This window comes from Mesorhizobium sp. 1M-11 (assembly GCF_001303895.1).
In the GTDB taxonomy this organism is placed as follows: Bacteria; Pseudomonadota; Alphaproteobacteria; order Rhizobiales; family Rhizobiaceae; genus Mesorhizobium.
Window position 1 is genome coordinate 129,516 of sequence record NZ_LJSD01000037.1, and the last position, 21,560, is coordinate 151,075.

Here is a 21,560-nt window from a genome sequence, read left to right on the forward strand (position 1 = left end):
TTACTCCAGATTCTGGACCTGTTCGCGAAACTGGTCGACAACGGCCTTCAGCTCCAACCCGATCGCGGTGACTGCGGCAGCATTCGATTTCGAACATAAAGTATTCGATTCGCGGTTGAATTCCTGCGCCAGAAAATCGAGCTTGCGACCGATAGCACCTCCCGCAGAAAGCAGCGCCCTGCCCGAAACCACGTGTGTCTTCAGCCGGTCGATCTCCTCGCGGATGTCGGCCTTGGTGGCAAGGAAGGCCGCTTCCATGTGGAGCCTGGTCTCATCCAACCCCGCACCGGTATCCATCAAAAGCCGAACCTGTTCGGCAATCCGCTCACGGATCACTGCCGGCTGGCGCGATGGATCCGCTTCGGCACGCAGCGTCAATGTCTCGATCGCGTCGAGCTGGCCCGAAAGCAGTGCGCGCAATGCTTCGCCCTCACCCTGCCGTGCCTTGACAAGACCTGTAAGCGCTTCTTCGAGCATCCCTGCGATCGCCTCATCAAGCGCCGCCCGCGTCTCCTCGGTCTCGGCCGCCTCCGGCACCTCCAGCACGCCGCGCAAGGCAAGCAAGCCATCGGCCGTCGCTGGCGCAACGCCAAATTGCTCCTGCAGTCGCTTGGCAAGACCAGCGATGTCGCTCAGGAAAGCTTCATTGACCACCGGCTGGACAGCCTGGTTGCCCGTACGTCCCACAGTCAGCGTCGCTTGGAAGTTTCCACGCGCGAAGCGTTTCTGCACCGTCTGACGAACGACCTGCTCGAGCCGATCGAAGCCTGGTGGAAGACGTAGCCTGGCTTCGACACTCTTGCCGTTGACCGACTTCACTTCCCACGCAATGGCAGTGCCCTGATGATCACCGACCGCGCGCGCGAAGCCAGTCATGCTTTGCAAATTCATATCCCCGCGCCCCAAAGCACCTTTACTGGACCGTGTTCGTCCCCGTTGCCGTCGCATCACCATTTGCGGCGGGCTGCGTTGCATTTCCAGCCTTGGCCGCGTCCTCGGCCTGCTTTTTCATCAAGGCGCGATAGCGCGTGACGTTCTGGTTATGCTCGTCAAGGGTTGCTGCGAACACGTGTCCACCATTGCCGTCAGCAACGAAGTAGAGGTCTTTCGTCTTCGACGGATTGGCCACAGCCTCAAGCGAGGCACGTCCAGGATTGGCGATCGGCGTCGGCGGTAGACCATTGATCTGGTAGGTATTGTAAGGTGTCTGCTTGTCGATGTCAGACCGGTAGATCGGCCGGTCGCCGGGCTTGCCCTTGCCGCCGAAAAGACCATAGATGATGGTCGGATCGGACTGCAGCCGCATCCCCTTGCCCAAACGGTTCAGGAACACCGCTGCGACCCGCGAGCGCTCGTCGCTGCGGCCAGTCTCCTTCTCGACGATGGAAGCAAGCGTGACAAATTCGTCAATACTGGCCAGCGGAAGGTCGGTCGAACGGCGTTCCCAGATCTCCTCAACGAGTTCCTTCTGATCGGCCGAAAGCTTGTCGATCATCTGCTTGCGGGTAGCGCCTCGCGTGAAACGCAGCGTGTCGGTGGCAAGACTGCCTTCCGGCGGCAGGCTGGCTGGCATATCGCCGGTCAGCGCATCTTCGGTGGCGACGCGCTGCAGCACCTGTTGGACGGTCAAGCCTTCCGGGATGGTCAGCGAATACATCACCGACTTGCCGCTCTTCAGAAGGTTCATGATCTCGCGCATCGAGGCGCGCGGCTTGATCTCATATTCACCGGCCTTGAGCGCCTGATCGTTGCCATAGGCACGCACACCGAGACGGAAAACACGCGCATCGCTGATCAGGCCACGCCGTTCCAGTTGATCGGCAATATCCTGTACACCGCTGTTCGGCTTGACGAGGAAGGTGTCACCGTTGGCCGATGGGCCCTGGCCAAAAAACTCCTGCCTGCCGAAATAGACCGCCGCGCCAGCGGCAAGCACCGCCAGCATGACGCAGGAGATGAGGAAGTTCATGAATACGATGATCTGGCTGCGCGACGCCCGTGACCGCTTGACCGGAGGTGGCGTGCCCGCTTCCGGACGCAACGCCTCGTTGGCGGTCTTGGGGATGATCGGCGTAGTCTGCGCGGCGGCTTGGCTCACATCCTCGTTGTTCGTCGGAACAGTGTTCATGGCGCCCTACCGTATGTCCTATCGACGAATCCCCCAAGAGTAGCGGGGAATATGGCAAAAATGACGAATTCGTCCGTCTCAAGGCTGTTGGGAGATCGGCCGAAACCGGTCAATCAGCCGTTATAACGCTGGAAGACCAGCGATGCGTTGGTGCCTCCGAAGCCGAAGGAATTGGACAATGCGACATCGATCTGCCGCTTGCGCGGCGTATTGGGAACGAGATCGATCGCCGTCTCGCGCTCAGGATTGTCCAGGTTGATTGTGGCTGGCGCGATGTTGTCACGGATGGCGAGAACCGAAAAGATCGCCTCTGCGGCACCAGCGGCACCGAGCAGGTGACCGATCGACGATTTGGTGGACGACATCGACACTTTCGAGGCCGCGTTTCCGACCAAGCGTTCAACGGCGCCCAGTTCGATGGTGTCGGCCATGGTCGAAGTGCCATGCGCATTGATGTAGTCGATATCTGCGGCCGTCAGCTTGGCGCGCTTCAGCGCAGCGGTCATGCAGCGGAAAGCACCGTCGCCATCTTCGGCCGGCGCCGTAATATGATAGGCATCGCCGGTCAGGCCATAGCCGGTGACCTCGGCATAGATCTTGGCACCGCGCGCCTTGGCGTGCTCCAGCTCTTCCAGCACCACGACACCGGCACCCTCACCCATGACGAACCCGTCACGGTCACGATCATAAGGGCGTGACGCCTTTTCCGGCGTGTCGTTGCGTTCGGTGGAAAGCGCGCGGCAAGCAGCAAAACCAGCCAGCGACAGGCGCGTGACCGGAGCTTCAGCACCACCGGCCACCATCACGTCGGCGTCGCCGAATTGAATGAGCCGTGCCGCGTCGCCGATAGCGTGCGCGCCGGTCGAACAGGCGGTCACCACTGCGTGGTTGGGGCCTTTCAGCCCATGCCGGATCGAAACCTGTCCGGAGACGAGATTGATGATCTGTCCGGGAATGAAGAAGGGGCTGATACGGCGAGGCCCCTTTTCTTGAAGGATGAGGGCGTTTTCGGCGATGCCCTCGATGCCGCCAATGCCCGAACCGATCATGACACCGGTCGCGCATTGCTCTTCGTGGGTTTTCGGCTGCCAGCCCGAATCCTTCAGCGCTTCGTCGGCGGCCGCAATCCCGTACAGGATGAAATCGCCAATCTTGCGCAGTTCCTTGGGTTCGAGAACGGCTTCCGGATTGAAGGTGCCGTTCTCGCCATTGCCGCGCGGAATAACATGCGCGATCTTGCAGGCTAGGTCTTCGACCTCAAACTCGGTGACACGCCTGGCGGCACTACGACCGCTCAGAAGTTCCCGCCAACCGTGCTCGACCCCAACGCCATATGGCGACAGCAGGCCGAGGCCCGTAACGACGACGCGCCTCATTCCAAGCCTTTCCCGAAGACCTATGCCGGAAAGATCAGGCCGAGGCCTTGTCGATGTACTTCACGGCGTCGCCGACCGTGAGGATGGTCTCGGCCGCGTCGTCCGGGATCTCTACGCCGAACTCTTCCTCGAACGCCATGACAAGCTCAACCGTGTCGAGGCTGTCCGCGCCGAGATCGTCGATGAAGGAGGCCTGCTCCGTCACCTTGTCGGCATCGACGCCCAGATGCTCGATAACGATCTTTTTGACGCGCTCTGCGGTGTCACTCATGTTGGCATCCTTCGTTCTATGATCTGTCTTCGTTAGCGGGCACAATGCCGCTAATCAAGCTGAAAGATAGGCCGGGCTTAAACACAACAATTAAGGCCGGCTTTTGCCCGAACCGCCGGGTTGCGGGCCGCATTACACGAAAACGGCTCGGCATCCAAGGCGCGAGCATCGTTTTTCCAAAGCCGCGACGGGGCGCGGCCGCATGTCAAATCATTGCCATGCCGCCGTTGACGTGAATGGTCTGCCCCGTCACATAGGACGCTTCCTCCGAAGCGAGATAGGCGACAGCAGAGGCTACTTCGCTACCCGTTCCCATGCGTTTGGCGGGAATCGCCGCCATGATCGCCTCTTTCTGCTTGTCGTTCAGCTTGTCGGTCATGGCCGATTCGATGAAGCCCGGGGCGACGCAGTTGACGGTGACGTTGCGGGTGGCGATCTCTTGCGCCAGCGATTTGGAAAAGCCGATCATGCCGGCCTTGGAAGCGCAATAATTAGCCTGGCCGGGATTGCCGGTGACGCCGACGACGGAGGTGATGTTGATGATGCGGCCATGGCGGCGGCGCATCATCGGATGTGTGAGCTCCCGGGTGAGGCGAAAGACGGCGGTCAAGTTGACCTCGATCACGCTGTCCCAGTCGGCATCCGACATACGCACGAACAGGCCGTCCTTGGTGATGCCGGCATTGTTGACCAGGATATCGACGCCCTCGAGATCGGTCTCGGCCTTCTGGCCCAGCGCCTTGACCTCGTCCCGATCGGATAGGTTCGCCGGGAACAACTTGACGCGGTCGCCGAGCTCGCCAGCCAGTGCTTCCAGCTTTTCCACACGTGTTCCGTGCAGGCCGACGATCGCGCCCTGGGCATGCAATATCCTGGCGATGGCTTCGCCGATGCCCCCGGTGGCCCCGGTGACGAGCGCCTTGCGGCCAGTCAGATCAAACATGTTTCGTCCCTTTCAAGCACGCCCTTTCACAGGGCGGGGTCATCAGGTTTATCAGGCCATTGCCGCGACGGCCGCATCGACGTCGGCAGGATTGCCGACCGCGGCTACGCCGATATCGCGATTGATGCGACGTGCCAGGCCTGAAAGCACCTTGCCGGCGCCGATCTCGTAGAGCGTGGTGACGCCATTGGCACCGAACCATTCCACGGTCTCGCGCCAGCGCACACGGCCCGTCACCTGCTCGACCAGCCGCGCCGCAATGGTTTCCGGATCACTCGTCGGCGAAACCGAGACGTTGGAGACGACAGGAACGACTGGCACATTCTTGGTGACCCCGGCCAAAGCCTCACGCATAGCTTCGGCGGCTGGCGCCATCAGCGCCGAATGGAATGGTGCCGACACCTGCAGCATCAGCGCTCGCTTGGCGCCTTTCTCGGTACAAAGCCTGGCAGCGAGTTCGACAGCCGCCTTGGCGCCAGAGATAACCAATTGACCACCACCATTGTCATTGGCGACCTGGCAGACAGAACCCTTGCCGGCTTCCGCACAGGCTGCTTCGACATCGGGCTGCTCAAGGCCGATGATCGCCGCCATGGCACCTTCGCCCACCGGTACCGCCGACTGCATGGCGTTGCCGCGAATACGCAGGAGCCGTGCCGTATCGGCCACCGAGACGAAGCCGGCGGCGGCAAGCGCTGAATATTCGCCGAGCGAATGGCCGGCAACGTAGGCAACCTTGTCTTTCAGCGAGAAGCCACGTGATTCCAGCGCGCGGACAGCGGCCAGGGAGACTGCCATCAGCGCCGGTTGCGCATTGGCCGTCAACGTCAGCGTCTCCTCTGGTCCGCCCCAGATCAGAGCGGACAGTTTCTCGCCGAGCGCCTCGTCCACCTCTTCGAACACGCGCCGGGATCCGGGAAAGGCGTCAGCCAGATCCTTGCCCATGCCGACCGACTGGCTGCCCTGCCCTGGAAAGGTGAACGCGACCGCCATAGAGAGCTCCAATTGCTTGATCTCGCCTGCCCTGTGCGCAAGCCCGGCCGACAAGTCAAGCCCGACGCGGCTTTCGCATCCCCTGCCGGACAACACGTCCGAGGCTCCCCGGACGATCAATCATGATGAAAATCGAACACGATTCGTTTGCTGGCTCTTCTAAATTTCGCCACAGGAGCTAGCTTTTTGTGACATTTGAGTGACAGTTGCGTGACGGGTTTTGCGGTCGGGGGACTGGTGAGTTGGCGAAGGGATGGTCAGGGAGCGGCATGAACGCGCCGAAGCATAAGCATAATACCGCTGCCCCCGGCTTTGAGCCGGGCGAGGAAAGGCGTGCACTGCGCTATTGCCTGGTAACTCTGGCGGCTTCAGCAGTGCTGGTGTTCGCCATCGAGTTGATCTTCCGTGGCGACCTTGCAGCCACTTTCGGCTTTTTCCTCCAGCCATTCAAGCCTGGCTGGACAACGATCATCCTGTTCACACTCATCCTGATCGGCCTTGATGCGTTGCTCGGGCGCAATCATCAAAGCCTGATGATTTTTGCGCCACTGACCCTGGCCCTTGCTTTCATTGGCCACCAGAAATCGCGCTATCTCGGTGATCCACTCTATCCGACCGACTTCCTTTATGCGCGCCAGATCGTCGAACTGATGCCGCTTTTGGTACGCGAGCGGCCCTGGACCGGCGTGGCACTGGCAACCGGCATTGCCGCGACATTGGCTCTAATGGTGATGCTGTGGCGCAGTTGGCGCCGCCGCACGCCCGCGCTTCGCTACAAAGCGCGGCTGGCGCGCCTGACGGTTGCAATCCCGCTCCTCGCCTTCTTTGTCTCGATCATGGATTACGCGACCTTCTCGTGGACGCGCGACCGCCTGCAGATCATCCCGATGATGTGGGATCAGAAGGAAAACTACAATTCCAACGGCTTCGCGCTCGCTTTTGCCCTCAACGTGCCTATGGCACATGTCGGCGCGCCAGCCGGCTATTCGGAAAAAGCGATTGCAGCCATTGCCAAACCCGAGGCTGGCGCGACGGTACCGGACCAGAAACCCGACATCATCATGGTGATGAGCGAATCGTTCTGGGATCCCACCATTCTGCCTGGCGTCTCGATCAAGCCCGACCCGGTCGCAGCCGTGCGCCAGCTTCGTTCGGGCTCGATGCTGTCGCCGGAATTCGGCGGCATGACCGCCAATGTCGAGTTTGAAGCACTGACCGGATTCTCCAACGCCTTCCTGCCGGCGGGATCGATCCCCTACCAGCAGTATGTGCGCGCGCCGGTGCCTTCGCTTGCCACCTTCCTGAAGAGCGAAGGCTATTCCGCCAGGGCATTCCACCCCGGAACCAACTGGTTCTGGAACCGCACGGCCGTTTACACCGATTTCGGCTTCGACGATTTCCAGTCGGAAGAGTCCATGCCTTATATGGAAAAGCGTGGGCCGCTCGCTTCCGACAAAGCGATGACTGACAAGCTTATTTCCGCGGCCGATGCATCCGACGAACCATTCTTCTATTTCGCCGTGAGCCTCCAGAATCATGGCCCCTATGAACCCAATCGCTACTTTGACGCCTCTCACACAGTGGAAGCGCCGATCAGCCAGTGGGCAAAGGATTCGCTTCTCTCCTACGCGGAAGGTGCAGCCGATGCCGACCGCAATCTGAAACGCTTGGTCGATTGGGCCGAAAAGCGCGATCGCCCCACCGTGATCGTCTTTTTCGGAGATCACCTGCCGCCGCTGGGGCCGGTCTACGTGGAAACTGGCTTCCTCAAAGACAATGTCGCGCCGCGCAGGGAAGCGCCTGACCAGATGAAGCTGCACCGCGAAACGCCGCTGGTCGTATGGTCAAACCGCACGGGCCTTGCCAAGGATATTGGCTCGGTCAGTCCGGCACTCCTACCCTATCATCTGCTTAAGGCCGCCGGCATCACGCACCCCTATTACACAGGCTTCCTTGGCGAGGTCAGCAAGCGGTATAGCGCGATCGATCGCAACGTCCTGCTTGCCACCGACAACGAAGCGACCGTCGACTGGGCAAGACAAAAGCAGATCGAGCCGCTGGTCCGAGACTATCGTTATCTGCAGTACGACATGATGTTCGGCAAGCGCTGGTCGGCTCGGGATTTCTTCCCCGAGACCATAAATCGGCTGGTCGCCCATACGAGCTGACGAGCATCGACAGCCGGCGATATCGGGCAACAACCCCGCGCGGACTTGACTTTCCGGAAGCATTCTTTATGTGTCCGGCCAAGTTTTCCGCGTCCGGGTGTTTTCCCCGTGTTCCAGCGGCTCGAACTCCAGACAATTAACGGACGAACACCATGGCCAAAGCCGCGAACATCAAGATCAAGCTTCTGTCGACCGCCGATACCGGCTTCTTCTATGTGACGAGCAAGAACAGCCGCACGAAGACCGACAAGCTGTCGTTCCGCAAGTACGACCCGGTCGCAAAGAAGCACGTCGAATTCAAGGAAACCAAGATCAAGTAATCTGGTTTCCAACTGGAATGCCGAAACGCCGCCCCAGGGCGGCGTTTTTGTTTGTGCGGATTCTCGAGATAAGCCCCGTCCTTGCCAGAGCCTATGGCTCGCCAAGACAGGGTAGCTCAATAATTCGAAGAAGAATAAGGGGGCCGGTCGGCGGATGGCAGCGGTACGAGGAGGCCACTATATGCCAACGCCGGCCGGCCGACCCCACGGACCCAGGAGATGCGGCGGACCTGAGCATCATGGGGTATCAATGGAACGTGCCGGCATCGCCCCCGCACCGAACAGTTCCTCGTTAGCGGCTGCACATTTGCGCAAGCGCTGATGAAAAGCAATACTTTCTTAACCACGCACCTAAGATTCGCGCTGGTAAGGTAAATTGCTAGCGTTACCGGCCGAACGACCGGCTTCTCTCCCCACACTACGCAGCCTTTGCCACCACCCGGTTGCGGCCGCTGTTCTTGGCTTCATACAGGGCGATATCTGCCCGCTTGATCAGATCGTTCACCGTGTCCGCTCCCTTGAGCAGACACGAAACGCCAACGCTTATGGTAATTTCAGCAGTCTTGCCTTCGCGCCCGACCGCGAAGGGTGAGCGGGCGATTTCGGCGCGAATACGCTCAGCCACCTTTTCCGCCACCGCACCTTCCGTGTCTGGCATCACAACCACGAATTCCTCCCCACCAAAGCGGCAGGCCAGATCGATGCCGCGCACATTCTTACGCAGCCGATGAGCAAACTCGCGCAACACATCATCGCCGCCATCGTGGCCATAGGTATCGTTGATCGCCTTGAAGCGATCGAGGTCGGTGATCATGAGCGACAACGGGCGGCGGCGCGCCACCGCCCGGTCGAACAGCGTCTGCAGATGGCTATCGAGATAGCGGCGATTGTGAAGGCCGGTCAGGCCGTCGGTTACCGCCATCTCGATCGTCTGCGTTACAGAGGCTCGCAATTGGTCGTTGTAGCGCTTGCGGCGCACCTGCGTGCGCAAGCGCGCCGTCAACTCGTGCGGATCGATCGGCCGGGTAAGGTAATCGTTGATGCCGAGTTCCAGTCCGCGAATGACGCGATCTTCCTCACCGGGATCTGCCAGCAGCATGATCGGCACGAAGCGCGTGCGATCGAGCGAACGCAACTGCGAGCAGAGCCGAAGCGGATCGAAATCGGTGAAATCGGTGGAAACGAGGATGCATTCGTAAGGCGTTTCGGCCGCCTGGAAAAAGCCGGCATGCGGGTCTTTGACCGTATCCAGAGCCGCCTTGTTGCGCAGCACTTTCTGAATACGCTCAGTTGAGCTCTGGCGCTCGTCGATCAAAAGAACCTTGGGAAGCGAATCCTCATCGGCCAAACTGCGGCTCAGCAATTCCTCGATGCCGATGTTTTGCGTGGTCGAAGCCCGCAGGCGCAGCTCGTCGGTCAACATCTTCAGCCGAACGAGGCTCTTTACCCGCGTCATCAGTTGCAGGTCATTGACTGGCTTGGTCAGGAAATCGTCGGCACCAGCCTCCAGCCCGCGCACGCGGTCGGTGATCTGGTCCAGAGCAGTGACCATGACGACCGGAATATGCGAGGTCGCCGGATCGCTTTTCAGCCGGCGGCAGACCTCGAACCCATCCATGTCCGGCATCATCACGTCGAGCAAAACGACGTCGACCTTGCCGTTTTCGCAGGTTTCAATCGCATCCGGGCCGCTCGACGCCGTCAGCACGTCGAAATACTCGGCCAGAAGCCGAACCTCGAGCAGCTTCACATTGGCCGGCACGTCGTCGACGACAAGGATACGGGCTGTCATCTCACGCGGCTCCGGGCAAACATCGGGCAACCATCAGGCATCACCCAGATAGGATTTTACAGTCTCAATGAAACGCGGCACCGAAATCGGCTTGGAGATGTAAGCCTCGCAACCGCCTTGACGGATGCGTTCCTCATCCCCCTTCATGGCGAAAGCGGTAACGGCAATGACCGGAATGACGTGCAATTCGTCGTCCTCCTTCAGCCATTTGGTCACCTCGAGCCCCGAAACCTCCGGCAACTGGATATCCATGAGGATCAAGTCAGGCCGGTGCTTGCGCGCCAGATCCAAAGCCTCGAGGCCGTTGCGAGTGCGCACGGTTTCGTAGCCACTGGCCTCGATGAGGTCGCGAAAGAGCTTCATGTTGAGCTCGTTGTCTTCGACGATCATTACCTTCTTCGGCATATTTTCCCGCTCCGACGGCGCTCCCGCGCGGAAACCGTCGCAATGCGCTCCAACAGAGAGCGCCCAAAACCCGGTTTTACTTTAGCGCGAGATGATTGACGAAACGCAAACCGGCGGCCCGAAATCCGATCGGCTTGCCTGCAACAAAACAATAGGAACGCGACACAAGCCTTGCCCTGGGCAGAGCTTGTGACTACTTCGGGACGCAGACTCATAACCATTGTTGGAATCAAAGGTAGCGATGGCAGACGCAGCGTCAATGCGCGAACAGGCAGAGGCTCTTGCGATCAATGCACTGGCCTTCGTTGCCGGCGATGCTGAACTCCTGCCGCGCTTCCTGGCGATCACCGGTATCGAGGCAAGTTCCATCCGGCGCGCAGCCACCGAACCCGGCTTTCTCGCCGGCGTATTGCAATTCGTTCTGGCGCACGAGCCAACCTTGATGCGCTTCTGTGAAGAAACCGGCACAGCGCCGGCATCAGTGGGCAAGGCGCTACGCGCCCTGCCCCTCGGCAACCAAGATGACTATGAGCGTTCGACATGAGTGATGACCCCGAGACAGCTCGCCAGATCGCGGAATTGGCAAGCGACGATCGGCCCCTGCTGGTACTCGATGTCGATGACGTGATCCTTGAATTCATCCGGCCGTTTCCGCGTTTTCTGGAGATCCGCGGCTATGACTTGACCTTCGCTTCGTTCCGCTTGACCGGCAATGTCGCGGAGAGGGCCACTGGACGCGTGGCAGAGCAGCATGAAGTGCATACCCTGCTCGACGATTTCTTCGCCGGTCAGGCCGAATGGCAATATCTGGCCGAAGGCGTCGCGGACACGCTGCGTTCGCTGGAAGCACGGGCAGAAATCGTGCTTCTGACAGCAATGCCACACAAGCATCGCGCAGCACGGCGCGCGCATCTCGACCAGCTCGGACTTCGCTATCCGCTGCTCACCACCGAAATGGCCAAAGGGCCGGCTGTGGCGAAGCTTCGCGGCGACAAGGGACGCCCCGTCGCCTTCGTCGACGATCAGCCCAACAACCTCATTTCAGCACGGGGTTCGGTCATCGACGCGCATCTGTTCCATCTGATGGCCGACAACTCGCTGCGTGCATTCCTGCCGCCGCTGCCCGACGATCTGATCGTCGTACAGGATTGGCATGAAGCGGCCCCGAAAATTGCGCATGCGCTGGGCATTTAGGAAACTTACGCAACTCAAGGACATCTCAATCAAAAGCCCCGCTTGGCGTATCAAGCGGGGCTTTTTGATTCATGCGGCAAGGTTGCCCTGAGCCGATTTCTTACTGTTGCGCAGGTTGCTGTGGGGCCTGCTCCGGCTGATCCGCTCCTTCCGAAGGTTCGGTGGTGTCCTGCGCCGGATCGGTGCCTTCTTCCTGAATCGCTTCATCGTCGGTCACGCCTTCCTGGGAAGGATCGACGACCGGGTCAGCAGCCTTCACGGTGACGCCGTTGACAACGACAGTGCCGTCCGGCTTGGCATTCAACGCCCATTCAATGCGGCCATCCGGCAATGTCTTGGCAAACCCCTTCATCGCCAATGCCGCTGCGACCGCGTTGCTGGCATCCGGCGTCGTCTTGGCAGCCTCTTGCAGCTTTTCGACGATCTTGTCATAGCCCGACACCGTAATGGTCAGATCCATGTCCGGCTTCTTGGTCGGGTCCGGCTTGTCGAACGGAAAGCGAACCTCGCCGTTGAACGCGATCTCGGTATCCTTGTTCTTGATGATGCTGGGCTCGATCAACACCTTCGGCGATTTGGCCAGGAACTCTGCGCCGATCTTGTCGCCGAAATCTTCGGGCAGCGGCGGCTCCTTGGTCAAGTCGAACGTGTCGATGGCCTTCCTGGCCATTGTATCGAGATCGAGATTGGAGCCACCGAAGTTGAGTTCGATGTCAGTCGGCAATAGCGAGACACTCCATGCCGGCAGCATCTGCGCGGCGATCGCGGGTACGGTCAGGCCACTGGCTTTGAGGCCATAGCTCAGTTTGCCATTCTGGCTCACGCCATCGGCACCGAATTTGGCGACCATCTCGGTCATCCCGAATTCGCCGAGCGGCGTACCGACCTTGAAATCCCTGAAATTGTAGGCGCCGTCGAAACGCTGCCAGACAGGCAGCGCGGCCAGAAGCAGCGTCTTCAATTCCGCCTGATTCGCCTTGACCTTGGCTTCTTCCTGGTTGGCGACGCCAAAGGCGACAAGATCCAGTATGGCCCGGCTGCGTAGCCCCTTTGCTGTCGCATCCACAGCGAAGCTCGGCGAATGGAAGGTCAGCGGGACTCTCATGCCACTTTCAGGATCGTCGATCGTCACAGTCTCGCTGAAATCGGCCACGGTCTGGCTCATGGTGAAATCGACACCACCATCCGCAGCCTTTGCGCCCGTTCCCGTCATCGTGGTGGCACCTGCACTTGCCTGCACGTTCGATTTCGGGTCCTTCGATGTCATGGTCATGCCGGCCATCGACGATGTCACGGCGGTGAACGCCGCCAGAGCCGGATCGTAAAGACCGGAGAACTTTCCGTCCTTGATCTCGATCTCGGTATTCTGCTGTCCTTCGGGAGTTTTCACCTCGAACGTGCCCTTGGCAGGCAGTACGCTGGACACGTCCCAACTGCCGTCGGTGCGCGGCTTCACCGCGAGCACATAGGCAGGCACGTCGAATTTGACGAAATCCTGCTTGGGGAACGCGTTCACAAGTGCCTTGAAATCGATCGTAAGCTGATAGGCGTCGCCTTTCGGCTCGACCTTGATCACGCCCTTTTCGAAAGCCTGGCTGCCGAAGTAGCGGGAAATATCCTTCTGAACCTGAGCTGCACCCTGGCTATCGATGCCCTGGCCAAAGGCCGGAGTGCAGATCGCCAGAGCGGAAACAGTCGTCAATATGCGGCGCACTTATGGTCTCCACTTCTATCAAGGTAACGGGAAAACCCGCTCCAATCGGCTCCTTCGTAGGAAATTACCGCCACAACCACAAGGCGACATGACAATCCGCACCAACTGGCGCAGGGCCGGAGCCAACGCAAAACACAGGGCTATGAACCCCGGCTTTGTTTCCTCACGGTGTTAGGACCAGCCGCATCAACGGGCGTCCTGCCTTACGCTCGACAAGCCGTTCGAAGCCGGCCTTTTCGAAAACGCGGGATGAGCCCACGAAAAGGCCGAGCGAGCGCGAATCGCGCGAGAGATCGATCGGGCAAGCCTCGATTTGCCGGGCGCCGCGGCTCCGGGCAAAGTCGATGCCGCCAGAAACAAGCCGGTGGGTCAGACCTTGGCCACGCATTTTCACGCGGATGAAGAAGCACGAAATTGCCCAGACGCCGAGATCATCCGCATCCGAGGGCTGGACCGGCGCGGATCCCCTTCCCTTGTTGTTCCATTCGGGAATGTCGGCGCGCGGCCCGATCTGCATCCAGCCATGCGCGGTCCCATCCTCCATCGCCAACAAGCCGGGTGGCGGCCCGGCTTCGATGCGCGCCTTGATGTGATCCTTGTTGCTTTGCCGGTTACTCGCCCGGCGCATAGCCGGTGGCAGCCTGAAATGTGTGCACCAGCAACCGTAGCATGCACCCTGCTTGCCAAACAGATCTTCGAACTGAGGCCAGAAATCCGGCGTCAAAGGGTGGATTTCGATGTTCATGACTTGTCCCTCCGGTCGCATTGCGTGTCCCGGCCGTGTAGACTAGCTTGCATTTGTTCTCTTTATGTTCGCAGCGATGGCGGCACCTGTCAACGATCCCGAGCATGGTTTTTGTCGCGACTGCCTGACGCTCCAGCGCAGCAGGACGATGCGGTGCGAGCGTTGCGGCAGTCCCCGCGTCGTCCGTCACCCCGAACTCCACCGATTGCATATTGCCCATATCGACTGTGACGCCTTCTACGCAGCCGTTGAAAAACGCGACAATCCGGCCTTGCGCGACAAGCCGGTGATCATCGGCGGCGGCAAGCGTGGCGTCGTGTCGACGGCCTGCTACATCGCCCGCATCCAGGGCGTGCGCTCGGCAATGCCGATGTTCAAGGCTCTCGAGGCTTGCCCCGAGGCGGTCGTCATCAAGCCGGACATGGAAAAATACGTGCGCGTCGGGCGCGAGGTGCGCGCCATGATGCTGGCACTCACCCCGCAAGTGGAACCGATCTCGATCGATGAAGCCTTTCTCGATCTGGCCGGCACGGAAAAACTGCATGGTCTGCCCCCTGCCATGGTATTGGCGCGCTTCTCGCAGGCGGTCGAAAAAGACATCGGCATCTCCGTTTCGGCCGGACTTTCATATTGCAAGTTCCTGGCCAAGATCGCATCCGATTTCCGCAAACCCCGCGGCTTCGCGGTGATCGGCAGGGAGGAGGCCGTTACCTTCCTCGCCGAGCAGCCTGTGACCATGATCTGGGGGGTGGGCAAGGCTTTTGCTGAAGTCCTGGCACGCGACGGTATCCGCATGATCGGTCAGTTGCAGAAGATGGAGCGCGGCGACCTCATGGGCCGCTACGGCGTCATGGGCGATCGGCTCTACCGCCTGTCACGCGGCCAGGACGATCGCCGCGTCGAGCCAGATCACGACGCCAAGAGCGTCTCTGCCGAAACCACCTTTGACACAGACCTGGCCACGATGGACGACCTTGTGCCGGTGCTGCGTGCCTTGTCTGAAAAAGTCTCGGCGCGCCTGAAGAAGGCCGGCATTGCCGGCCGCACGGTCGTGCTCAAGCTCAAGACTCACGATTTCAAGACCCGCACCCGCAACCGCCAGCTTGGCGATCCAACCCGCCTTGCAGATCGCATATTCTCAACGGGGCTCGATCTGCTGCGCAGGGAAACCGACGGCACCAGATATCGGCTTCTGGGAGTCGGCGTCAGCGATCTCTCCAATGATGAAAAGGCCGATCCGCCTGATCTCGTCGACGTGCAGTCGCGCAAGCGCGCGCTGGCCGAAGGCGCGATCGATACTTTGCGCGACAAGTTCGGACGCAAGGCAGTCGAGACTGGCTACACTTTCGGCAAAGGTCATCGCGGCCGCCCTGCCCGTCCCGACGAAGATGAAGGCCCTGAAGTACAGCACCCCTGGGAGCGCATCTGAAATCCTCGTCGCTTGGCTCATGCGAAAGGCTGGCCTAGCGATTGTGGTGCGACCACCGATCTGCCAGACAATCGCACATGGCACCGGCCCCCTCGATTCCCAAAGCCGCATTCTGGATGGCGCTGTCGATCGCGTCCTTCCTGCTGATGTCGGTCGCCGGGCGTATGACAACCAGCGTACTCAGTGTCTTTCAGGTGCTGGAACTGCGCTCGGTGATTGGCTGGTTCATCCTGCTGCCACTGGTTCTGGCCAGAGGTGGTTTTGCAGCCATGGCATCGCGAAGACTGCCGCTGCATCTCGCGCGCAATATCGTCCACTATGTCGGCCAAGGCGCATGGCTCTATGCTTTAACGCTGATACCGCTCGGCGTGCTGGTCTCCATCGAGTTCACCACACCGATCTGGACCGCGCTGCTGGCAGTGCTTTTCCTCGGCGAAAGGCTGAATCGGTTTCGCATCGCCTCGATCGTCCTCGGGTTGATCGGCGTCATCATCATCGTGCGGCCGAGCACCGGCTCGATCGAGCCGGGCCATCTCATCGTGCTGGGCGCAGCCGTGTTCTTCGGCGCCTCGGTAGTGATGGTCAAGGCGCTCACGCGCACCGACAGCGTGGTGCGCATCATTTTCTGGATGCTGGTGGTGCAATCGGTGCTGGGACTGATCCCTGCCCTCATCGAATGGCGTAACCCGCCTCTTGAAATCTGGCCGTGGCTGTTCGTCATCGGTTTCACCGGCATGTCCTCGCATTTCTGTATGGCGCGAGCGCTCACCTACGCTGACGCGACCTTGATCTCGCCGATGGATTTCCTGCGCGTGCCGCTATCGGCACTGATCGGATGGCTGCTCTATCAGGAGCAAATCGACGCCTTCACCGCAGGCGGCGCCGTACTCATCCTGATGGGCAATCTGCTCAATCTGCCACGCCGTTCAGCAAAAATGGCAGCAGCAACGGCAGACTGACCAAACGAAATTCCAGGAAAAGTGCGTAGCGGTTTTCCGTCCGAAAGTGCGTCAAAGCAAAAAATTGGGGCGTTTCCGCGGTTCCGTGAAAACGGAAACGCTCCAAGATCAGTTGCGTTTCAGATCGACCTGGGCCGTGACCACCGACTTGCCCGTGGTCGCATCCTTGTCGATGGTGACGATGCGCATGGCATTCTGACCAATCTTCTCGACCCGCATTTCGGCGTTCCGGTCGCCATTGACCGGCTTGGCCCAGCGAATGCCGAGGTTGAGTACATCCCCTCGGCGTTGGCCGGAAAGCGCAGCGGGGCCGGTTCTTGAGCCGATATAGGTGCCGCCATAACGCTGACCATCGGCTTTCAGGCGAACACCGATGCTGCGCGAGATCAGCACCATGCCGCGGCAATTGCCATCTAGGGTGAGCGTGACAGTGCTTGATTTGGCGGCGAAGGAACAGGAAACACTGACCGCCGGAGCCTTGGTGTTGACGCGGAAACTGCCTTTGCCGGTCCATTTGCCACCCAGTGTGGTGAGGAAGGCCGGTTCCGCGGCGTTCGTCGGTTGCGCGAGCAACAGTGTGGCCAGCGCGGCGGTCAGGCAAAGGCGGATCGACATTCGTTTTCTTCCCCTTGAATCACGAGAGCCCCTGCACCGCTTTTCGGCACCGCGTATTTCAGTTTTGTGTCAGCGCTGTCAGTTGCCCTCGTCCGGTATGTTGAGGATATGACCGCAAGCCTTGCAATGCACGGCATCAGGCTCGTGGCGCTGCAATCCGCATTGCGGGCACGGAAACAGCACCTTTGCCGGGCGGAAGACAGCCTGGGCCAGCCGCACAAACAGCGAGATACCGGTGATCATGGTGACGATGGCAGTGAGTTTGCCGGCGATACCCGGCAGCACGATATCGCCGAAGCCGGTGGTCGTCACTGTCGCCACCGTGAAATAGAGCGCATCGACATAACCGACAAGGCCGGAGCCTTGCCGGAAGAAAAAAGTGTAGACGAAGCCGGTCACCACGAAAAGGAACGTCATCAGGTTGACCACCGCCTGCGTCGTTTCACGCCAAGCCAGGAACCGGCCAGAACCAAAATGTCGCCACAACACACCGCTGCGCGACAGCGACCAAAGTCGCAGGATGCGCAGAAAGCTGAGATTGGCGAGCGCCGTCGGAAACAGCAAGGTGAGCAGGACAAAGACGTCGACCCAGCTCGTGGGCTGCCGCATGAGGCGCAGCATATCCGTCGATGCAAGCAGACGCGCCAGCAGATCGGCAGCGACGATGACGGCCACGGTATAATCCAGCCACAGGAAAGATGCAGTGTTCTGCAGCAGCGGCGTAGCGATAAAGAAAGCGATGACGAGAAGATCGATCAGGACCACCATGGCCTGGAAGCGAACCGCTTCCGGCGAGCGGCCGTGATAGAGCCGGCGCAAGCGATCACGCAGTCTCGCCAGGGAAGAACCGTTCGTGGCTTCAGGCTTCGCTTCAGCTGCCATTGCTATCGGGTAACGTCAGCCACGCCACTCGTCCAGCGTTTTCCAGATAGGATTTTGGGCGCCTATACCAGTTCGACTTCGATGACTCCCGGCACGGCTCGCATGGCCGAAGCCACCTGAGGAGATATGCGGTAACGATTTGGCAGTTCGATTTCAACTTCGCCTTGCCCGTCGTCCTTGATCAGCACGAAGGAAACCTGTCCCTCGCCTTTCACCGTAAGCTGGCCGGCCAACGTGTTGAGCGGACTGACATCGCGCAGGAAAATGCGTAGCGCTTTCTGGATACGGCTCGCCTCGTCTTCCAGCGACTGCACTGTCTGGATGCGCAGATTGACGCCTTCCGGCCTGTCTTCCGCCGCAACCGTGATGACGACGGATTTGCCGGCCTCCAGCATGTCCCGATATTGCGCGAGCGTTTCCGAGAACATCACGGCCTCGTATTGGCCGGTCATATCGGAGAAATTGACGACGCCCATCTTGTTGCCGGTGCGGGTCTTGCGTTCCTGCTTGGCCGTGACCGTTCCGGCAAGCCGGCCAGCGGAGGCGCCACGCTTCACCGCAGCCGAGAATTCTGCCCAGTTCTGCACCCGCATCTTCTGGAGCGCTGCCTTGTATTCATCAAGCGGATGCGCCGACAGGTAGAAGCCGACCACCTGGAATTCGCGGTGAAGGCGGTCCGCCGGCAGCCACGGCTCGGTCACCGGCAGGTTGAGCGCCTGAGACTGCGCACCCAAAGAGGCTCCAAAGATGTCGGCCTGTCCCGAGGTGGCGTTCTGCTGCGCCAGTGCGGCCAGCCCCATCATGCGCTCGACACCCGCGATCATCTGAGCGCGATCATGCCCGAAACAGTCGAGCGCACCGGCCATAATCAGGCTTTCGAAGACGCGCTTGCCGACGATCTTGGGGTCGATGCGCTCACAGAAGTCGGCGAGATTCTTGAAAGGCCCATCCTTGCGCTTTTCGACGATGTGCTCGACGGCAGCATCGCCGACGCCCTTCAGTGCCGCCAGCGAGTAGAAAATCTTGTTCTCGCCCACCTCGAAATCACGGAAGCTGGTCAGAACCGAAGGTGCTACCACCTCGATCCCCAGCCGCATCGCATCCTGGCGGAAATCCGCCAGCTTGTCGGTGTTCGACATATCGAGCGTCATCGAGGCAGCCAGGAATTCCACCGGGTAATGCGCCTTGAGATAGGCGGTCTGGTAGGAAACGATGGCGTAGGCGGCAGCGTGCGACTTGTTGAAGCCATAATCGGCGAACTTTGCCAGCAGGTCGAAGATGAAATCGGCCTGTGGCTTGGCGACACCGCGCTCGACGGCACCGGCAACGAAAATATCGCGCTGCTTGTCCATTTCGGCACGGATCTTCTTGCCCATGGCGCGGCGCAGCAGATCTGCCTGGCCGAGCGTGTAGCCGGCAAGCTCTTGCGCGATCTGCATCACCTGTTCCTGGTAGACGATGACGCCCTGCGTCTCCCTAACCAGGTGATCGATCTTGGGATGGATCGATGCGATTTCCTCTTCGCCATGCTTGCGCGCATTGTAGGTCGGGATGTTCTCCATCGGGCCTGGCCGGTAGAGCGCCACCAGCGCGATGATGTCCTCGATGCGGTCGGGCCGCATGCCGATCAGCGCCTTGCGCATGCCGGCACTTTCAACCTGGAACACGCCGACGACCTCCCCCCGCGACAGCATGGCATAGGTCTGCTGATCGTCGATTGGGATCGTGGCTAGATCGATGTCGACGCCACGCCGGTGGATCAGCTTCACCGCCTTATCCAGCACCGTCAACGTCTTCAGGCCGAGGAAGTCGAACTTCACCAGCCCGGCGTCCTCGACCTTCTTCATGTTGAACTGCGTGACCGGCATGTCCGAGCGCGGATCGCGGTACATTGGCACCAGTTCCGACAGCGGACGATCGCCGATGACGATGCCGGCGGCGTGTGTCGAGGCGTGGCGATAGAGCCCTTCCAGCTTCTGCGCCATTTCGAGAAGCGTGTTGACGATCGGCTCCTTCTCCGCCTCCTCGGCGAAACGCGGCTCATTGGCAATTGCATCCGCCAGCTTCACCGGATTGGCCGGGTTCTGCGGCACCATCTTGCAGAGCCGGTCGACCTGGCCGTAAGGCATCTGCAACACGCGGCCGACGTCACGCAGGACGGCGCGGGCCTGCAGCGTACCGAAAGTGATGATCTGACCGACCTGGTCTCGGCCGTATTTGCCCTGCACGTAGCGGATCACCTCTTCGCGGCGATCCTGGCAGAAGTCGATGTCGAAGTCCGGCATCGAGACACGATCGGGATTGAGAAAGCGCTCGAACAGCAGCGAGAATTGCAACGGATCGACGTCGGTGATGAGGAGTGCGTAGGCGACCAGCGAGCCGGCGCCGGAACCGCGCCCCGGGCCGACGGGAATGTCATGCTGTTTCGCCCATTTGATGAAGTCCGACACGATCAGGAAATAGCCGGGAAACTTCATGCGCTGGATGATGCCGATCTCGAACTCCAGCCGCTCGCGATACTGCTCCTCCGTAAAGCCTTCACAAAGGCCGCGCTCTGCGAAGCGCCTCGCAAGCCCGTCTCGGGCCTGCCGTGCCAGTTCCTCAGCCTCGGCCATTTCGGCGGCTTCAGCGTCGGCGACGTCGGCGCCGGCGAAGCGCGGCAGGATGGGTTTGCGGTTTTTGGGATAATAGGAGCAGCGCTGCGCGATCTCGATCGTGTTGTCGATCGCTTCGGGCAGGTCGGCGAACAGCCGCGCCATCTCTGCCTGGCTCTTCAGATAATTGTCCGGCGTCAGCCGGCGGCGCTCGTCGGCGGCAATCACCGAACCTTCGGCGATGGCAATCAAGGCGTCGTGCGCCTCGAAATCGTCACGCGAAGAGAAAAACGCTTCATTCGTCGCCACCAGCGGCAGCTCGTGGCGATAGGCAAGTTCGACGGTGGCATGCTCTATGCCGCGATCGTAGCCCGACATGCGTTCCAGTTCGACATAGAGCCGGTCGCCGAACAGGGCCTTGAGGGTCAGAAGTCGAGCCTCGGCCAGATCCTTGCGGTCGTCGCGCAGCGCTGCGCCGATCGGACCGCGCGGTCCGCCGGTCAAACAGATGACGCCTTCGGCAACTTCCGCAACCATGTCGGTCGTGACATGCACCGGCTCGCCTGAAGGCGTCTCCAGATAGGCCCGGCTGATCAGCCGCACCAGATTGGCATAACCATCCTCGTTTGCCGCGATAAGCACGACGGGGCGCAGATCAGGCCCCTGCTTGCGACGGTCGCGTTGCCCATCATTGCTCTCGCCGCAAAAGGCCAGGTCGATCTGGCTGCCCATGATCGGCTGGATGCCGTCCTTCACCGCCTTCTGTGCGAACTCCAGCGCTCCGAACAGGTTGTTGGTGTCGGTGACAGCGATAGCCGGTGCTTGGTCCTTGATGGCGTGACCAACGATTGGACCGAGTTGCAGGGCGCCTTCCAGCAACGAATAGGCCGAATGAACCCGCAGGTGAATGAACGGACGCGCGGGAATTTCTTCCCTTTTTGGGGCCATTGCCTCGCGTTTGAGAGGATCGCGTATTCTGACTTCGTTTGTCACTGCTCAACCGATCTGGCCAACGAATCTTGGTCTGCCCCA

The 21,560-nt window shown here is 60.3% G+C and carries 19 protein-coding genes; 6 read left to right on the forward strand and 13 right to left on the reverse strand.

What is annotated here, in order from left to right; all coding sequences use genetic code 11:
* The 6 genes from AO692_RS15650 to fabD form a co-directional block, all read right to left on the reverse strand.
* The gene (locus tag AO692_RS15650) at positions 1 to 891 is read right to left on the reverse strand and encodes a YicC/YloC family endoribonuclease (RefSeq protein WP_054310976.1); all 891 of its coding nucleotides are present in this window, start codon (positions 889 to 891) and stop codon (positions 1 to 3) included.
* A 22-nt stretch (positions 892 to 913) separates the two neighbouring features.
* The gene (gene mltG / locus AO692_RS15655; protein ID WP_054310977.1) at positions 914 to 2,128 is read right to left on the reverse strand and encodes an endolytic transglycosylase MltG; all 1,215 of its coding nucleotides are present in this window, start codon (positions 2,126 to 2,128) and stop codon (positions 914 to 916) included.
* 113 nt (positions 2,129 to 2,241) lie between these two features.
* Positions 2,242 to 3,504: a beta-ketoacyl-ACP synthase II gene (fabF, locus tag AO692_RS15660; protein WP_054310978.1), complete on the reverse strand. Its 1,263-nt coding sequence runs from the start codon at positions 3,502 to 3,504 to the stop codon at positions 2,242 to 2,244.
* 34 nt (positions 3,505 to 3,538) lie between these two features.
* The gene (locus AO692_RS15665; protein WP_006203723.1) at positions 3,539 to 3,775 is read right to left on the reverse strand and encodes an acyl carrier protein; all 237 of its coding nucleotides are present in this window, start codon (positions 3,773 to 3,775) and stop codon (positions 3,539 to 3,541) included.
* 205 nt (positions 3,776 to 3,980) lie between these two features.
* Complete coding sequence (fabG, locus tag AO692_RS15670; protein WP_054310979.1) at positions 3,981 to 4,718, reverse strand: 3-oxoacyl-[acyl-carrier-protein] reductase; 738 nt, start codon at positions 4,716 to 4,718, stop codon at positions 3,981 to 3,983.
* Between the two features lie 51 nt (positions 4,719 to 4,769).
* Complete coding sequence (gene fabD, locus AO692_RS15675; RefSeq protein ID WP_054310980.1) at positions 4,770 to 5,711, reverse strand: ACP S-malonyltransferase; 942 nt, start codon at positions 5,709 to 5,711, stop codon at positions 4,770 to 4,772.
* Positions 5,712 to 5,980: 269 nt separating this feature from the next.
* On the opposite strand from fabD, the gene AO692_RS15680 reads away from it, so the two are divergent.
* A complete protein-coding gene (locus tag AO692_RS15680; protein ID WP_152979852.1) occupies positions 5,981 to 7,879 on the forward strand; it encodes an LTA synthase family protein in 1,899 nt (632 codons plus the stop codon).
* Positions 7,880 to 8,031: 152 nt separating this feature from the next.
* Entirely contained in the window at positions 8,032 to 8,199 is a 168-nt protein-coding gene (gene rpmG / locus AO692_RS15685; protein ID WP_006201775.1) for a 50S ribosomal protein L33, read from the forward strand.
* Positions 8,200 to 8,617: 418 nt separating this feature from the next.
* Here the strand turns inward: rpmG and AO692_RS15690 are convergent, their stop codons facing one another.
* Complete coding sequence (locus AO692_RS15690; protein ID WP_054310982.1) at positions 8,618 to 9,991, reverse strand: PleD family two-component system response regulator; 1,374 nt, start codon at positions 9,989 to 9,991, stop codon at positions 8,618 to 8,620.
* A gap of 33 nt (positions 9,992 to 10,024) precedes the next feature.
* Positions 10,025 to 10,396, reverse strand: coding sequence for a response regulator (locus AO692_RS15695; protein WP_024926172.1), 372 nt, complete (start codon positions 10,394 to 10,396; stop codon positions 10,025 to 10,027).
* Between the two features lie 241 nt (positions 10,397 to 10,637).
* Between AO692_RS15695 and AO692_RS15700 the strand changes: the two genes are divergently transcribed.
* Both AO692_RS15700 and AO692_RS15705 read left to right on the forward strand, forming a co-directional pair.
* The gene (locus tag AO692_RS15700) at positions 10,638 to 10,940 is read left to right on the forward strand and encodes a DUF3572 domain-containing protein (RefSeq protein WP_054310983.1); all 303 of its coding nucleotides are present in this window, start codon (positions 10,638 to 10,640) and stop codon (positions 10,938 to 10,940) included.
* Positions 10,937 to 11,590: a hypothetical protein gene (locus tag AO692_RS15705; RefSeq protein WP_054310984.1), complete on the forward strand. Its 654-nt coding sequence runs from the start codon at positions 10,937 to 10,939 to the stop codon at positions 11,588 to 11,590. Before AO692_RS15700 ends, AO692_RS15705 begins: the two co-directional genes overlap by 4 nt.
* A gap of 100 nt (positions 11,591 to 11,690) precedes the next feature.
* Here AO692_RS15705 and AO692_RS15710 read toward each other — a convergent pair whose 3' ends face one another.
* Positions 11,691 to 13,304, reverse strand: a complete 1,614-nt coding sequence (locus AO692_RS15710; RefSeq protein ID WP_200911742.1) for a hypothetical protein — start codon at positions 13,302 to 13,304, stop codon at positions 11,691 to 11,693.
* Between the two features lie 163 nt (positions 13,305 to 13,467).
* Positions 13,468 to 14,049, reverse strand: coding sequence for a GNAT family N-acetyltransferase (locus AO692_RS15715; protein ID WP_054310985.1), 582 nt, complete (start codon positions 14,047 to 14,049; stop codon positions 13,468 to 13,470).
* 64 nt (positions 14,050 to 14,113) lie between these two features.
* Between AO692_RS15715 and AO692_RS15720 the strand changes: the two genes are divergently transcribed.
* Complete coding sequence (locus AO692_RS15720) at positions 14,114 to 15,478, forward strand: DNA polymerase IV (protein ID WP_054310986.1); 1,365 nt, start codon at positions 14,114 to 14,116, stop codon at positions 15,476 to 15,478.
* 77 nt (positions 15,479 to 15,555) lie between these two features.
* Positions 15,556 to 16,437, forward strand: coding sequence for a DMT family transporter (locus AO692_RS15725; protein ID WP_054310987.1), 882 nt, complete (start codon positions 15,556 to 15,558; stop codon positions 16,435 to 16,437).
* Positions 16,438 to 16,545: 108 nt separating this feature from the next.
* On the opposite strand, the gene AO692_RS15730 is transcribed toward AO692_RS15725, so the two are convergent.
* The 3 genes from AO692_RS15730 to dnaE form a co-directional block, all read right to left on the reverse strand.
* Complete coding sequence (locus AO692_RS15730) at positions 16,546 to 17,052, reverse strand: hypothetical protein (protein WP_054310988.1); 507 nt, start codon at positions 17,050 to 17,052, stop codon at positions 16,546 to 16,548.
* 78 nt (positions 17,053 to 17,130) lie between these two features.
* Positions 17,131 to 17,934, reverse strand: a complete 804-nt coding sequence (locus AO692_RS15735; protein ID WP_054310989.1) for a potassium channel family protein — start codon at positions 17,932 to 17,934, stop codon at positions 17,131 to 17,133.
* Positions 17,935 to 17,996: 62 nt separating this feature from the next.
* Entirely contained in the window at positions 17,997 to 21,476 is a 3,480-nt protein-coding gene (gene dnaE, locus AO692_RS15740; RefSeq protein ID WP_152979853.1) for a DNA polymerase III subunit alpha, read from the reverse strand.
* Positions 21,477 to 21,560: the final 84 nt, after the last annotated feature.